This window comes from Glutamicibacter sp. BS14, from assembly GCF_056934375.1.
Genome location: NZ_CM167801.1, coordinates 3,475,609 through 3,491,509 on the forward strand (window position 1 = coordinate 3,475,609; position 15,901 = coordinate 3,491,509).

The window sequence follows — 15,901 nt, forward strand, 5'->3', positions numbered from 1 at the left end:
TCTTGATGCTCGGCCGATGCCGCGCTTATCTGAAATTAACCCGGTCGGATTCCGTGCCGTCGATTTTCGCGAAGTACGGCTGGGCATATCCCGATTCGATCACGCATGGCAAGTCCTTGGAGGCCCGGCCATTGCCGTCGACGTTGAAGGTCACGTAATTATCCGAGAACATTCCCTTGGAGTGGTAGCACTGCGCCAGGTAGGTGTGGGTGCCCGGGTCGAAGTCGTAGAGCTCCACGTGGTACTTGTAGCAGTTCGGCGGGCAGGTGGAGTTCGCGTAGCCGTTGTACAACGGTCCTTCGGACAGCTTCACCGAACGGGCCGGCTTAGGATTGGTCTGATCCGTTTTGGACCAGGACTTGCTCTGGCCTTCGGTATCCGTTGCCACGATCTTAAGGGTGCGGCTGGTGGAGTAGCCCAGGTTGCTGACCTTCTCCGTACCGTCGTTAGCCGTGTTAGACCCGCCAATGGCTACCGTCTGGGTGACCTTGCGTCCGTTGGATTCGCCGGCGGCTGTATTCCAGCTGAAGGAAATCCAATTATCGCCATGCGACGAGGAAATCTTCGCGTTATCGCGCAGCGGACCGTAGGCGCTGGTCTGGTTGCTGGCCGGGCTGGGGTCTCCCGGGCCGGCAGCATTCAAGGCACGCACGCGCCAGGTATGCGCGGTGCCGTTGGAACCGGTGTCGATCACCGAGCCGGGGCCGCCGAAGGACTGCCACCCTCCGCCATCGGCGGAGTACTGGTATCCGGTGATCTTCGAGCCGTTGGCCGCAGGAGCCTGGAAGCCCAGTTGCACCATGCGATTGGCGCCGGTGGCCTTGGCGCTCACGCTGGACACGGCCTTTGGACGCCCGTACGGGGTCACCGCCACCGAATTCGAGCTCTGTTCCGAGCTGCCCTTGCGGTTGGTTGCCGCGATGGTGAAGGTGTAGGAACCCGAGGTGCTCAGGCCGGTGACCGACTGGCTGGTCTGGTTGGCAGCAATGGAGCCAATGGTCTTCTCCAGGGTTCCGGACTTGTAGACGCGCAGGGCATAGCCGGTGATCGGTGCGCCATTGGTGCCCGGTGCGTTCCAGGCGACGTTGACCACGCCGCCATCCACCGCGGATTCCTTGCGGGCCGCGGTGGGGGCGGACGGCTTGAACGGCTTGCCAGCCGGGGTCACGGCTGCCGAGTAGGCGCTGAAGGCCGATGGCTTGGATGCCTTGTTCACCGCACGCACGCGGACCTGGTAATCGGTGCCGTTCTTCAGGCCCTTCCAGGTATAGGAAGTGCCGGTAATGCCGGTGACCTGGGTGACGCCGTTGGCCGGTGCCGGGGAGATCTCCAAGGTGTAGCTCTGGATGGCCGAACCCCGGCTGGCGGGGGCAGTCCACTTGAAGGCCGCCTGCTGGTCGCCGTCGGTGCCGGTCGGGGCGGCAGGCTGTTCGGGTTCCACGTCCGGTCGGGCATCGGCTGACGGCGCCGAGGCCGGGGACTGGCCGATCTCGTTGGCGGCGGTCACCGTGAAGTTGTATACGGTGTCGTTGGCCAGCGGGGTGATGGTGCAAGTGGTGGTGGCGCACCGCTGGGTGTGCCCGCCGCCGGTCACGGTGTAGTGGGTGATCTGCGAGCCGTTGTTGGCCGGTGGATCCCACTGCAGCACAGCCTTCTCATCCCCGGTGGACTGGACGCGTGGCAGGCCCGGGGCTTCCGGGGCGCCCTTGACGTTCAGCGTCACGGTACCGATGACGTTGCGTGCCACGTCTTCGGTGACATCGCCAATGGTGTATTCCACCCGCATGGTGCCCACGAAGTTGTCCTTCGGGGTGATGGATACCTTGTCGCCGCTCGTTTCCACTTCCCCGGTGTCTTCCAGGGCGCGGGCGTTGATCAGGCGCAGCGGGCCTTCATCCGCGTACGGGTTGTGGTCGTTGGCCAGCACATCGACCACTTCGGTCTTGCCCTGGGCCGCATCGGCCACGTTATCGGCCACAGCTACCGGCAGCTCGCGGACCGAGCCGGTCACGGTGATGTTCATGGCGGCCGGAACCGGCGGGTTCACACCGTCGCTGACCGTGACGGTGACGGTACCGGTGGTGCCCTTCGGGGTCGAAGCTCCGGCGCTGACCTTCAGGTTATGCTCTTCGACCAGTTCGGCCTGGACACCTTGGATATCCACCGAAGAGATGGCGAACTTCAACTTCGGAACGTCGTCTTCATTGGCATCGTTGGCGGCCATGCGCAGGTCCAGGAAGGCTGGCTCCTCGCCCTGGCCCACGGCCAAGGCATTGGCCTGCAGGGTCGGAGCGAAGTTCTCCTCCTGCGGCTGCTCTTCTTCCTCTTCCTCTGGCTCTTCCTCCTCCGGCTGGCCTTCTTCGTTCTGGTTCTGGCGCTCGTCGGGATCATCCTGGCGTGGAGCCGGGGTGACATTGATTGGCAGGGTCAGCTTGGACTTCAGGCCCATTTCATCGTCGGGGCCGGTGCCGTCGGTGACTTCGAAGCTGACGGTAGCCGAGCCGTCGAAATCGACCGGTGCACGGAAGGAAAGCTCGGTGGCGGACTTGACCAGCTCGCCGTCGTTTTGCGGCATCGAGGCCACCGACTCTTCGGTGGTCAAGCGCGGGGTGCGTCCCTCGCGGACGAGGACCAGGTCATCCAGGTTCAGTGGCAGGACCTGTCCCGCCTCGACCTGCAGATTCAGCCCGCTGCGCAGGATTGGCCGTGCTCCAGCGGTGCCTGGCACATGGACGAAGGCAGTAGAAGCCAGTTCGTCGGGGTCGGTCAGGGTGTAGGCAATGATCTGCGCGTCCTCGGTGGCGGTGACGACCAGGCCATCTTCGGTGACTTGGGCAGTAGACGGGTTATCCGGCAAGCTGATCTCCAATTCGCTGGAGCTGCCATCCGGGTCCTCGTCATTGCGCAAGATATCTACGGTCACTTGTTCATCGCCGATGACTTCTTCCAAGGAAACCCGGTCATCGCGGGCAATGGGCGCCAGCAGCTGGGCCTCTGGATCGGACCTGATGCTCAGCGTGCCCGCCGCGGTACCGCCGCGGCCGTCGGAAATCATGTAGCGCACCGAAACGTTGCCGTCTTCCGGGGGCGAGGTCAGGGTGACGCGGCCGTCAATGACTTCCACCTCCGTGCTGGCTTCGGTGGAGACTTCGCTCATCAAGGCGATCGGGTCGCCATCCGGGTCGGTGTCGTTGTCCATCACGTCCACCGCCACCGGGCGGTTGGGGCGCACGGTCAAGAAGTCGTTGACGGCAACCGGGGAATTATTCGATTCGGCAAGCGGTGCCACGCCGATCTTGATCGTGCCGGTGGCGCGGGCACCCAAACGGTCTTCCACCACGTAGCTGAATTCATCGGTGCCCGAGGCATCGGGGTTGGCCGTGTAGTCGATGGAGGCCCCGCGGATCTTCGCGGTGCCCATGCGCGGAGAATCGCCGAATTGCACGAGGGAGACCGAGTCGCCATCGGGGTCGATAGCGTCAATCGGGATCAGCACGTTGGTGCTGGAGCCGGCGAAGACCCGCCCGGTGACTGGTTCCGGGTTCGGCGGGGTGTTCTTTTCCAGGTCATTGGCTTCTGCCTCGGGCAGGACGTTGAAGGTGACGCTGGCGCTGGTTTCCTGGCCATCAGGTCCTGCCACGGTGTAGACCGCGGAAACCTGCTTGGCCTTGCCGCCAAAGTCGCCGGCGCGGAATCGAATCGTTTCGTCGGCAACCGAGATCAGGGACCCTTCTCCCAGATCATCAGCTTCTTCCAGCTCGGGACGCAAGAGCAGCTCTCCGCCGTTCGGGTGGATGTCGTTTTCCAGAACCTTGACGGTGGCCACGTCGTTCTCGCGGACGGTGACGGTGTCCGGGTTGGCCTGCGGCGGATCCATGCGTGGTGGTGCCGGAATCGGAATCACGCGGATGGAACCGGTCGCTTCACGAGAGCCATTGGACACGGTGTAGCTAATGGTGGTCGGGTCGGTGAGGCCGCGCACGTCGGTGATGCGGACAAAGGTATTGCGTTCTACGGAGGTGGAGAACGGCTTGTCGCTGGCGGTCTGCACGCCGGTTACCACCAGTACGCCACCGGCCGGGTCGGTGTCGTTGCCCAGCACGTTGACCAGTACATCCTGGCCGGCAGGCAGCAAGGCGACATCGCGTACCGCGATCGGATCCTCGGCATTTTCTTCCGGCTTCTTGATATCGATGCGGGCCAGGCCCGGGGCGCTGGCCGGGCCGTTGGTGGCCATGTATTCAACGTAGTAGGTTCCGGCGCGTTCGGCGCGCGCGGTCACGGTTCCGGTCTGTGCGTTGGTTTTGATTTCCAACCCGGGAACATCATCCACCCCGGCCAGCCGCAGTCCGTCTCCGCTGGGATCAGTGTCATTGTCCAGCGGGGAGAAACTGGCGGATTCATTGATATTGGCCACCACATGATCGGTCGCGGTCACCGGTTTCACGGTGGCGTCGGCCAAGACCTCGATCAGTACCCGGCCCTTGGTGCCCTCCTGCCCGTCGGAAACCTGGATGGCCAATTCCTTTTGCCCCAGCTTCTTTCCGTCATCCTGGAAGGTCAAGGTGCCATCGGGTTGGACGCGGATCACGTCATCGCCATCGGAGGTTCCACCGAGCAAGCGGAGGTCATCGCCTTCCGCGTCGGTCCAGTCAGCGAGCACGTTGTGGCTGACTGACTCGCCCTGCTGCACGCGCAGCACGGTGGTGCGCTTTTGTTCCGGAGCCTTGTTGGTTTCATCGTCCACCACGTTCAGCTTGACGGTCGCGGTGTCCTGTCCCCCGCGGCCGTCTTTGGTGGTGTAGGAAAAACTCGCGCCGCCCCTGGCATCTTCGGGGACCACAATCTGGAATCCGGTGCCGTCATGGACCGGCTGCACGGCACCTACCGAGGGCGCAGCGCCTTCCAGGTTCGCGGTCAGCAAATCGCCGTCCGGATCCACGTCGTTATAGAGCACCGGCAGCAAGGTGGTGCGGCCGGGGCGTACCGAATAGCTGTCGTCCTCGGCGATCGGCTTCTTGTTTTCCTCGGTGCGGTTGGGCAGCTCGATGGCGTCGGTGATTTCCTTGGTTTCTTCTTCCTTGGCTTCGCCCTTGCCAGCAGGCGGTTCCAGATCACTCCAGTTGCTGACGATTTCCATGCCTTCATTGGCCAACCAGACTTGCCCCGAATGCACGTCGTTGAGCACGACCACGTCCCGGTTGACGCGGAACGCCAGTTCAGCGCCTTCTGGCATTTCCGGAATTGCGGTGCTCTGGTTATGTGCCGGGTCATCGCAGAAGCGCAGATACTCGCCGCTGGTCTGCCAGGCCGCGTAGGTGCACGTTCCCACGCGCACCGGCTGGATAGGGGTGCCAGCGGTTTCCAGCTGCTCATAGTTGGTGACCTTGCCGGACAGGCTCACCGTTGCCAGCGACTGGTCCAGGGCCACAGCAATGTTCTCGGCTGCCGGGCCCGGAGACTGGATCCGGGCGTTGGCAGGATTCTCGAGAATTGCGGAGTTGCCCTCCGAGGTGACCAGTTCGCCGGTGGCTTCATCGAAGACCACGCCGATCTTGCCGACGGACGAAAGCTGCGGCTCCTTCATTTCGGCCAGTTCCGGAATTTCGAATTCCTGGGCGAGTTCGGCTTTCCCATCGTCGTCCAGGGTGAAGCTGGAAAGGGTTCCTGCGCTGAGGTCTGCGGCCCAGATGGTGTCGTCGGCGCCAACCACGGCGGCGACTTCGCCCTTGGACTCGATCAGCGGTTCGGCGCCTTCGCCCTTGAAATCGGCAATCTGTTCGAGGTTGCTGGCCTGGACAGTTCCGTGTTCCGCGTCGGTGACGGCGACAACGGACGCACCGAAGGAGAAGGATGAGTTGGCTGGCAGGTTGTTATCGCCAGCAAATTGCACCATCGCGGGGTCAATAGTGGTCAGCGAGGCCTGTTCCAGGTTGCGTACCAGCACGCTTTCTTCATGCTGCACCAGGTCATAGTTGGCCAGCGGGGTGGCAACGCCACCGTCGATGGTGCGCGACTGGTAGTTGACATGCCCGATCTTGCCTTCGGACTGATTGACTACCCAGACACCACCGTCGTTGAGTTCCACGTCAGCTGTTTCGAAGCCCGGATAGATAATGGCGCCGGTGACGGCAAGGGCCGCCACGACTGGGATCGCAGTCACCTTGAACCCGGTGCTTTTGAGCAGTCCGGTCCATCCGGTCGAAGCGGCTTTGGCCATCTAGAGGTCAGTCCTTGGTTTGCTGGTACGAGTGTGCGCCAGAATCCGGCCTTATTCCCCATAGCCAGACTCAACGCCCTCCAATTCTAACGAACTGACAAAACCTCCGCCATGGAGAGTTCTCCCCATGGGCACTGACTGGGCGATTCATCAACGCAAGACAATTCGCGTGCTTCATCTTCATCAGCGGGAACCGCCTATGCGACCGCAGATGCCCTTTGATTCCTTTTCGGCAGGTCCAGCGGCATAACCCGCGCCTGGAAGCACCTGCTAGACGACCGCGGAAGCAGTTCAGAACGAACCTGCGCAAAAGTCTTCAACAAATCTTTCATATCAACTACTGTTAGTTACATGACATCCTCTGCACCGCACCGCGAGCCTTCGGCAATCGACCAGATCGCCGAAGCCTTCTTCGTCAAGTCCCTTGAACTGACCCCGGAATGGGGAGTTTCCCTTGGCTTGCCAGGCTACGAGACCACCTATGGCGACTACTCCCCTGCTGGCACCACCCAGCAGATCAGCTTACTGCGGGAGACTTTGGGCGCATTGGCCAACGCCACTGCGGTCGACGCAATTGACGAAGTCTCGCTTGACGCGATGACCGAGCGATTGAGCCTCGAACTGGAAATCCTGTTCACCGGGCGCACCGAGCTGAACAATATCGCCAGCGCGGCACAGGAAATCCGCTCAATCATCGATTTGATGCCGCAGGAGTCCTCCGAGGACTACGCTTTCATCGCCCAGCGAATGTCCAACATTCCGGCTGCGATTGACGGCTACATCGCATCTTTGCGTGATTCCGCTTCAAATGATCTGGTTGCGGCGCAGCGCCAAGTGTCCATAGTGATCACGCAAACCACCGATTACGCCAAGGATGGCGGATTCTTCGACCAGTTGGCCACCTCCGGCACCGCAGTGGATACCACTTTGCAAGCACAGCTGGAAGCCGGAGCCGAAGCCGCGAAGAAGGCCTACCGCAAACTCACCGCGTACTTGCAAGATGAACTCCTGGCACAGGCACCGGCCGAAGACGCGGTGGGCCGAGAGTACTACTCGCTGATGTCCCGCCGTTTCCTGGGCGCCGCAGTGGATTTGGAAGAGACCTATGCCTGGGGCGTCGGCGAACTCGATGCCATCATCGCCGAGCAGCGGCGCGTCGCCCAGCAGATCAAGCCGGGCTCCACGATCGAGGAAGCCAAGAAGATCCTCAACGAGGATCCGGCGCGCAAGCTCTCAGGCACCGACGCCTTGCGGGAGTGGATGCAGGGCAAGGCTGACCAGGCCATGGCGGACTTGTCGGGCAAGCACTTTGACATCCCGGCGCCAATGGACCGCATCGAATGCATGATCGCTCCGACCCAGGATGGCGGCGTGTACTACACCGGCCCATCAGAAGACTTCAGCCGCCCGGGACGGATGTGGTGGTCGGTTCCGCCTGGAGAAGATGAATTCACCACGTGGGCCGAGCTCACCACCGTCTATCACGAGGGCGTTCCCGGCCATCACCTGCAGATCGGTACAGCCCAAATGCAGGCTTCCACGCTCAACAGCTGGCGCAGATTGATGTGCTGGGTTTCCGGTCAGGGCGAAGGCTGGGCGCTGTACTCCGAACGCCTCATGCACCAGCTGGGCTACCTCGATGACCCGGGCGATTACATGGGCATGCTCGATGCGCAACGCATTCGAGCCGCGCGAGTGGTCTTTGATATAGGAGTTCACCTGGGCTTGGAAGTTCCTGCACAGTGGGGCACCGGCACCTGGAACGCCGAAAACGGCTATGAGTTCCTGGAGAAGAATCTGGACATGTCCACGGGTCAGCTGGACTTCGAGTACAACCGCTATTTGGGATGGCCAGGCCAGGCTCCGTCCTACAAGATCGGCCAACGGCTCTGGGAGCAGATCCGCGACGATCTCGCGGCCGCCGAGGGCGAGGACTTCTCGCTCAAGGAATTCCATACCGCGGCATTGAAGCTCGGTTCAGTTGGCCTGGATACCTTGAAGCGCGCCCTGGTGAAGTAGCCTCCAGGAAATCGGCTTGGCGGTTCTGCTTATTGGCAGGACCGCCATTCGTTTTATCCCTTGTAGCTGGAAATCTGGATCAGATTGCCACACGTGTCATCAAAGGTCGCAACCACGACGGGTCCGGCATCCGTCGGTTCTTGCGTGAACTTCACGCCCAGTGAGCTAAGACGCTCGAATTCCACCTGGACATCATCAACGGCAAAGGAAGTTGCCGGGATGCCGTCTGCTTTCAGTGCTGAACGGTACGGCCCAACGGCAGGGTGTGCTGAAGGCTCCAGAAGCACTTCAGGACCTTGCTCCTGGTCCGCTGCAACAAGGGTCAGCCAGCTGTATTCGCCCACAGGTATATCGTGCTTGACCTTGAAGCCCAGCACCTCGGTATAGAACGCTTTAGCTTTCGCCTGATCATCCACGCACACACTAGTGATATAAACCCGCATTATTTCCTTCTTTCAGTTCCGGCCCATGCAGCAACCAGGGATTTCCCACGCCTTGCTGGCTTCTACCTTTCCATATGGTTCCGACAGGTCAAGATCACGGAAGCAGCACTGAAGAGCCCAGCTCTATATTCCAGGGAAAAACAACAAGAAATTATTGATTAACGATAGATAATAGCCGAAAATCATTAGATGACCAGTCTCGCAGTTTTACCCGCCCGAATCGCGCTCATCGCAATCTTCCTCGGGGCGCTCCTTGGCCAAGTGCTGATTTTGCCGATGTTCATCGAGGAGACCACCTACATTCATCCCGAAGTGGCCCATCTGGCGACCCCGTACCGGTGCGCAGTGACGGCCGGGCTTGTTTTCCTGCAGATTGCCCTGATTTGTTTTTGGATCCTCATATTGAAGCTTCGGCGCCGAACCTTCTACCAGGCCAGCTCACTGCATTGGTTCAGCATCGCCAGTTGCGCCGCCGCTGCAGCAACCCTGCTGGTCCTGGGGCTGGGAATTCACCTCTTGGGGTTTATCGGCGCCGGCGGTCCCGGTGTCGTCCTTGCCGTTGCCGGCGGGGCGGCACTGGGAGGAACTGCCACTTGCTTGCTGGTCGCATTTCGCGGCATGCTCGCGTCCAGGATACGAAAGCAAACTGCGTGAAGTGAGCGATGCTTCTTCAAGCACAGTCGCGGCGATTAGTCCAGCAACAATGGCACGGAGCCAAAAATTCCCATGTGAAGATCTGTGTCCTCGCACCGAAGTCTTCGCACAAATCGTGCGCCATTTCGCCGGTCCAGTGACCCTAGACACCGCTTTTCAGTGCAATAAAGCACAAACGGCGAAATACCGTCATGTTGCGTAACATAAACTGCCGCCGGCGAAGAAAAGCGCCCTAATCTTGAACGCATGTCTACTACCGCGCCTTCATCTAAGCTTCCACGCTGGATGACCAATTTCGGCCCGCAGATCATTGCGGCGCTGATTGCTGGTCTTCTACTGGGTCTCCTAGCCAAGTACACCGGCAGCACCGCCGAGGAACCCAACGGGCTGGGTGAAGCCCTGTCGATCATTGGTTCCAGCTACGTTGCGTTGCTGCGCACTGCAGTGATCCCACTGATCTTCTTTGCGGTTGTCGCCTCAATTGCCAATTTGGCCAAGGTCACCAATGCGGCACGCCTTGCGTGGCAGACCCTGCTCTGGTTTGCCATCACTGCCTTGATCTCGGTAATCATCGGCATGGTTCTTGGCACCGTTTTCCGCCCCGGAGCGAATACCGGCCAGGGCATGCCAGATGAATACGATGGCAAGACCGGCGACTGGCTCGGCTTCCTCACTGGCCTGGTCCCAGCCAACTTCCTGGGTCTGGGCGCGAGCACCAAGCTGGTTGATGAAGCAACCGCTTCCACCTCGATCAGCTTCAACGTCCTGCAGATACTGGTCATTGCCATCGCCGTGGGCGTCGCTGCCCTCAAGGTTGGCAAGGCGGCCGAACCATTCCTCGCGTTCTCGGCCTCTATCCTGGCGATCATCCAGAAGGTCCTCTGGTGGATCATCCGCATCGCGCCGATCGGCACGGTTGGCCTGATCGGCAACGCTGTTGCCACCTATGGCTGGGACACTATTGGCGCACTGGGCAAGTTCACCGTTGCGATCTACGTCGGCTTGGCACTGGTGCTATTCGCGCTCTACCCGGTACTGGTCCGCGCACATGGCCTGTCAATCAAGCAGTACTTCTCGGGTGTATGGCCTGCAGTGCAGCTGGCCTTCGTTTCACGCTCTTCGATTGGCACCCTGCCATTGACCCAGCGCGTGACCGAACGCAACCTCGGGGTGCCTTCGGGCTACGCTTCCTTCGCAGTGCCGCTGGGCGCGACTACCAAGATGGACGGCTGCGCTGCCATCTATCCGGCGATCGCAGCAATCTTCGTTGCCCAGTTCTTCGGTATTGAACTGTCCCTCACCGATTACTTCTTGATTGCGCTGGTTTCCGTATTGGGCTCGGCAGCAACCGCAGGCACTACCGGCGCCATCGTCATGCTGACGCTGACCCTTTCCACCCTGGGCCTGCCGCTGGCAGGCGTTGGCCTGCTGATGGCCGTTGACCCGATCATTGATATGGGCCGCACCGCGGTAAATGTCGCCGGCCAAGCACTGATTCCAACCATTGTCGCCAAGCGCGAGGGCATCTTGGACATTGACATGTACAACGCACCACGCAATGGCAACCCCTTCGCTGATGAAAGCATCTCATCGGCAGATGCTGAGGCAGCTGCAACCAAGTAGGCATTGCTGAAGGAAAGCGGCGCACGAGCACTATTGCTCGTGCGCCGCTTTCCGGTTTAAGGTCACACGGATTTACTTTGCACAGGGTGCAACTTTGCACGTAGTGTAAGTTATGTGACTTCCCCGAGTACCGGCACCCGCCGCGAACTAAACAAACGAGCAACGAAACAGGCCATCGTTGAAGCCGTCGCGGACCTGCTTCGCAACGGTTCTGCCACGGCGCTTACCGCTACGCAGATCGCTGAAGCGGCCGGTGTTTCGCGCCGTACACTCTTCAACTACTTTCCATCAGTAGATGCGGTCTTCTCCTATCCCCTGCACCAGGTTCTGGGAACCATGGTGGATTCCATTAGCGACCTGACCGACTCCATGCCTCTGGTCGAAGCGATCATCGAATCGCTCAAGTCTGATGACGTGTCGCAGATGCTCGGGCAAGTGGCCCAGTTTGGTGCATTCTTGCGAACGGAAGAAGCCAACTGCGGCTTCCCCTCCACGATGAACGAATGGCGGACAGCCACCACGGAAGTCATCGAAAAAGTCGCCCGCCGTTATCCGCAGGCCGACAGTTTTTCCATCAGAGTCTTTACCCATGCTCTGCTCGGCGCAGGCCAAGCAGCATTTGATGAGTGGATCGAGCGTCTGCCAGCTACCGAAACTCACGGTCTGGATATTTCCCCCGAGCTCATCTCCGTCTTCCATTCCTTGATTACCCAGGCCATGAAAACCCTTGACCAGGGTTTTACCGCCTTGCCGCTGACCAGCACTAGCACCTTGAAGGACATCTAAGCTCATGGCTTCCCTCCTCTACCGCCTCGCTCGATGGGCACACCTGCACCGCTACCGCGTCATTTCAATGTGGCTGGCGGCCTTCATCTTCATCGGCCTGTGCGCCAGCTTGTTCATGGGCCAGCTATCGAATACCTTCACCCTGCCCGGAACTGAAACCCAGCGCACCCTCGACCGAATGAAGGAAGAGCTCCCGGATCTCGCCGGCGGCTCTGGCTCGATTGTGTTCCGTGAAAGCTCGAACCGGCCGCTGAACGAAACCCAGAAGCAGGCCGTCGCCGAGTCCCTGGAACAGCTGGCCATGCAGTCCCAGGTAGTCGAAGCCATGAGCCCCTTCGAACTGCAGGAACAGCTCGATAAGGCGCAGCCAGAGCTGGAGAAAGCGCAGCAGGAACTCGTTGACGGCCAGGAAAAGCTTGACGATGCCAAGGTGCAGATTGCCGATGGCAAGGTGCAGCTCAAGGAAGGCCGCGAGGAACTCACCGATGGCTGGGCACAGTACTTTGACGGCCAGAAGGAAATCCAGGCTGCCGAGCCGCAAATTGCCGCCGCTGAAAAGCAGCTCGCCGATAGCCGCGCGCAGCTGGAAGCCGGCCAGCGCGAGCTGACTTCGGGTCGTGCCCAGCTGGAAGCCGGCGAAACGAAGTACAACGCCGGATTAGCCCAATACAAGGACGGAACGGCCGAATACAACGCTGGCCGCGCAAAGTTCGACGCTGGCGAGCAGAAGCTCGATGCCGCTGACGCCAAGCTCGCCGCGGGCGAGAAGGAGTACCAGGCTGGCATGGAACAGCTGCTGGGCGACTCTTCCCGCGAAGAATTCGACGCAACCCTGTCGGCCGGCAAGGAAGAAGCCACCACGGGTCTGAAGTCAGCTGAAGATGGCCTGGCCGCCGCACAGGCCGGACTGGCCGAGGCTGAAGCCGCTATCGATGATCTGAAGATCCAGATTGCAGGCGTGCAACAGCAGCTTGATGCCGCTGAAGAAGCCGGCAATGAAAAGGAAATCTCCGAATACACCGCTGCGTTGAACGCCTTGCAGGGTGGTCTCGCCGAAGCCGAAGCCGGCAAAACCTCGGCTGAATCCGGCATCGCCCAAGCGACCGCCGGTAAGCAGCAGGCCACCGCCGCACTGGGGCAGATCGCCAAGGCCGAAGCCGGCTTGAAGCAGCTTGACGCCGCCCGCAAGGAACTCGACGCTGGACAGGCCCAGGCCAAGGCCGGCCATCAGGAACTGGAGGCGAACCGCAGCCAGCTTAGCGCCGCCAAAACCCAGCTGGACGACGCCAAGGCGCAGCTGGATGCAGCGAAAACTGAGATCGCCAGCAACAAGGTGAAGCTGAGCGAAGGCCAGGCCGAGCTCGATGCCGGCAGGGCCAAGCTGGAGGCCGGGCAACGTGAATTCGATGCCAAGAAGGCCCAGTTCCTTGCAGGCAAGGCCGAGCTGGCAGAAGCCAAGAACCAGCTTGAAGACGGCGAAAAAACTATCAAGGAAAAGACCGCCGAGCTTGAGCAGGGCGAGAAGGACATAGATCAAGGCCTGAAGGATCTGGAATCCGGCCGCGCTGAACTGGAATTCGCTTCGCGCCAGGTGGGCGCAAGCTCCGATATGCGTTTCGTTTCCGAAGACGGCAGTACTGCAGTTTCGCAGGTGACCTTCAAGGTCCAGACCGACGCTTTGACTCCCGATGACCGCGAGCAGATCAAGGCTATCGCCGCAGGTCCACAGGCCAACGGCGTGGAGGTGCTGTTCTCCAAGGAGATCATGCAGGACATGTCCCAGGTCTTCGGAGCCTCGGAAATCATTGGTGTGGTCATCGCTGCCATTGTCCTGATTGCCATGCTCGGCACCTTGGTCGCCGCCGGCCTGCCGCTGTTGCTGGCGATCCTCGGTGTGGGCGCTGGCGTGGGCACTACGATGGCGTTCTCCTCGCTGATTGACATGGCCTCGATTACCCCTGCCCTGGCTCTCATGCTGGGCCTTGCGGTGGGCATCGACTATGCGCTGTTCATCATCCACCGCCACCGTTCGCAGCTGCTGTCCGGCATGGAGGTCGGAGAGTCGATTGCACGCGCCGTCGGAACCAGCGGCAACGCTGTAGTCTTCGCTGGTCTGACCGTGATCATCGCACTGGCCGCACTGGCTGTTCCAGGACTTCCGTTCCTGACCGTCTTGGGCCTGTCGGCAGCGTTCACCGTGTTCTGCTCGGTGCTGCTGAACATCACTTTGCTGCCAGCACTGCTGTCCCTGGCCGGCACCAAACTGGTTTCCAAGCGGGCCCGCAAGAAGGCAGCTGCGGATGCCGAGAATCCCCAGATCAAGGAATCATTCTCCATTCGCTGGGTGCGCATGGTCACCAAGATCGCTGCTCCGGTGACCCTGCTGGTGATAGTCGTCCTGGGTGCCATCGCCCTGCCGGCCACGCAGATGCGAACCGCTTTGCCTGATGGCAGTGCAGAACCTGCCGATTCGCAGGCCTTCCAGGCCTACGAGCAAACCAGCGACAAGTTCGGTTCCGGCTACAACGGCCCGCTGCTGGTCTTAGCTGATCTGCCTGCAGGGCTCAGCGAGCGCGAAGCTGAGGAAACTAGCCTCGATGTGGCCGAGAAACTGCGCGAATACAACGGCGTGGTGGCCGCAATTCCAGTCACCATGACCGAAGACCGTACCTTGGCAGCCATTCAGGTGATCCCTACCGATGGCCCTTCCTCGGAAGCCACCGAAGCGCTGGTGCACCAGCTGCGTGCGGACTACTCGGAGTTCTCCGAGGCCACGGGTGCTGACATTGCCGTGACCGGCCAGGTTGCCGCGCAGATTGACGTCTCCGAAAAGGTCACCGCCGCCCTGGTACCGTACCTGAGCATCGTGGTTGGCCTGTCGCTGATCCTGCTGCTGCTGGTCTTCCGTTCGGTCGTGGTTCCATTGCTGGCCACCGGTGGCTTCCTGCTCTCGCTGGCCGCGGCCTTCGGCGCCAGCGTCATGGTTTACCAGTTCGGCTGGTTCTCCGGCCTCTTCGATGTCAACGTTCCCGGTCCGCTGCTCAGCTTCCTGCCGATCCTGCTCACCGGCATCCTGTTCGGGCTGGCCATGGACTACCAGGTCTTCCTGGTCTCGGCGATGCGTGAACGCTACGCTCACGGCGAGCCGGCCAAGGACGCGGTCCGTTCCGGCTTCTCGATGGCAGCACCGGTCGTCACCGCCGCTGCGCTGATCATGATCTCGGTCTTCGCCGGCTTCGTGTTCTCGCACCTGGCAATGATCCGCCCGCTCGGTTTCGCGCTGGCTTTCGGTGTGCTCTTCGATGCGTTCATCATCCGCATGACCTTCATTCCGGCAGTGATGCACCTGCTGGGCGACAAGGCCTGGTACCTGCCTAAATGGCTGGACAAGATCCTGCCGGATGTTGATGTCGAAGGATCGAAACTCAACGATATGCTGGATTCCGGGGAAAGCACTTCCGCTGATAATTCCAGCCAGGACCAGGCCAAGGAGAACGCCGCCGTATGAGCGAACAGATGAAGACAGGACCCCGGTTGCTGCTGGCTTCGGCTTCGTGGGGACGCAAGAAGGTCCTGGCCGATGCGGGCATCAAATTCGCCACCCAGGTTTCCGAGGTGGATGAAGATGCGGTGCTGGCAGCTGCCGTGGCCCGCAACGGCGAGCAGAGTCCAGCGCAGACCGCATTGCTGCTGGCTCGTGCCAAGGCCGAGAACGTGGCCCAGGCAGATCATCCGGCAGGCACCGTGGTGCTGGGCTGCGATTCGGTCTTCGAACTTGATGGCGTGGCCTACGGCAAGCCGCACACCAAAGAGGTAGCCCGCGAACGATGGCTGCAGCTGAGCGGTTCTACCGGAATCCTGCACTCGGGCCATTGGCTGATTGATCCCGCCAATCCGGAACAGGCTCGCGGCCAGGTATCTTCCACCGTGGTGCATTTCTCCACCGTGGATGATGCCGAGATCGAGGCCTACGTCGCCAGCGGGGAACCGCTGCCCTGCGCCGGGGCATTCACCATTGACGGGCTGGCTGCAGCCTTCATCGAGTCCATCGAAGGCAACTTCCAGAACGTCGTCGGATTGGATGTCTTCGTGCTGCGCAGCCTGCTGGCCCAAGCCGGGATCAGCATCGTGGATCTCTGGAAATAATCCGGTTCCG

General features: G+C 60.9%; 8 protein-coding genes. 6 read left to right on the plus strand and 2 right to left on the minus strand.

Going from position 1 to position 15,901, the window contains the following annotated elements; all coding sequences use genetic code 11:
• Window positions 1-25 precede the first annotated feature (25 nt).
• A complete protein-coding gene (locus AC1Z36_RS16450; RefSeq protein WP_483561466.1) occupies window positions 26-6,220 on the minus strand; it encodes an Ig-like domain-containing protein in 6,195 nt (2,064 codons plus the stop codon).
• A 351-nt stretch (window positions 6,221-6,571) separates the two neighbouring features.
• Between AC1Z36_RS16450 and AC1Z36_RS16455 the strand changes: the two genes are divergently transcribed.
• Window positions 6,572-8,239 (plus strand): DUF885 domain-containing protein, encoded by a 1,668-nt coding sequence (locus AC1Z36_RS16455; RefSeq protein ID WP_105657126.1) that lies wholly within the window; start codon window positions 6,572-6,574, stop codon window positions 8,237-8,239.
• A 53-nt stretch (window positions 8,240-8,292) separates the two neighbouring features.
• Here AC1Z36_RS16455 and AC1Z36_RS16460 read toward each other — a convergent pair whose 3' ends face one another.
• Window positions 8,293-8,682 (minus strand): VOC family protein, encoded by a 390-nt coding sequence (locus AC1Z36_RS16460; protein WP_105657125.1) that lies wholly within the window; start codon window positions 8,680-8,682, stop codon window positions 8,293-8,295.
• Between the two features lie 189 nt (window positions 8,683-8,871).
• On the opposite strand from AC1Z36_RS16460, the gene AC1Z36_RS16465 reads away from it, so the two are divergent.
• The 5 genes from AC1Z36_RS16465 to AC1Z36_RS16485 all read left to right on the plus strand — a co-directional run bounded on the left by AC1Z36_RS16465 (window position 8,872) and on the right by AC1Z36_RS16485 (window position 15,891).
• Window positions 8,872-9,336, plus strand: a complete 465-nt coding sequence (locus AC1Z36_RS16465; protein ID WP_483561467.1) for a DUF2975 domain-containing protein — start codon at window positions 8,872-8,874, stop codon at window positions 9,334-9,336.
• A gap of 246 nt (window positions 9,337-9,582) precedes the next feature.
• Window positions 9,583-10,959 carry a dicarboxylate/amino acid:cation symporter gene (locus AC1Z36_RS16470; RefSeq protein WP_483561468.1) on the plus strand — a complete coding sequence of 459 codons (1,377 nt, stop codon included), beginning with the start codon at window positions 9,583-9,585 and terminating at the stop codon, window positions 10,957-10,959.
• 114 nt (window positions 10,960-11,073) lie between these two features.
• Entirely contained in the window at window positions 11,074-11,745 is a 672-nt protein-coding gene (locus AC1Z36_RS16475; RefSeq protein WP_483561469.1) for a TetR family transcriptional regulator, read from the plus strand.
• Between the two features lie 4 nt (window positions 11,746-11,749).
• Window positions 11,750-15,253 carry an MMPL family transporter gene (locus tag AC1Z36_RS16480; RefSeq protein ID WP_483561470.1) on the plus strand — a complete coding sequence of 1,168 codons (3,504 nt, stop codon included), beginning with the start codon at window positions 11,750-11,752 and terminating at the stop codon, window positions 15,251-15,253.
• Window positions 15,250-15,891, plus strand: coding sequence for a Maf family protein (locus AC1Z36_RS16485; RefSeq protein ID WP_483561471.1), 642 nt, complete (start codon window positions 15,250-15,252; stop codon window positions 15,889-15,891). Before AC1Z36_RS16480 ends, AC1Z36_RS16485 begins: the two co-directional genes overlap by 4 nt.
• Window positions 15,892-15,901 lie beyond the last annotated feature (10 nt).

Coding starts and splice junctions, on each gene's coding strand:
- AC1Z36_RS16465 (WP_483561467.1), top strand. CDS start 8,872: ATGACCAGTCTCGCAGTTTTACCCGCCCGAATCGCGCTCATCGCAATC.
- AC1Z36_RS16455 (WP_105657126.1), top strand. CDS start 6,572: ATGACATCCTCTGCACCGCACCGCGAGCCTTCGGCAATCGACCAGATC.
- AC1Z36_RS16450 (WP_483561466.1), bottom strand. CDS start 6,220: ATGGCCAAAGCCGCTTCGACCGGATGGACCGGACTGCTCAAAAGCACC.
- AC1Z36_RS16470 (WP_483561468.1), top strand. CDS start 9,583: ATGTCTACTACCGCGCCTTCATCTAAGCTTCCACGCTGGATGACCAAT.
- AC1Z36_RS16480 (WP_483561470.1), top strand. CDS start 11,750: ATGGCTTCCCTCCTCTACCGCCTCGCTCGATGGGCACACCTGCACCGC.
- AC1Z36_RS16460 (WP_105657125.1), bottom strand. CDS start 8,682: ATGCGGGTTTATATCACTAGTGTGTGCGTGGATGATCAGGCGAAAGCT.
- AC1Z36_RS16485 (WP_483561471.1), top strand. CDS start 15,250: ATGAGCGAACAGATGAAGACAGGACCCCGGTTGCTGCTGGCTTCGGCT.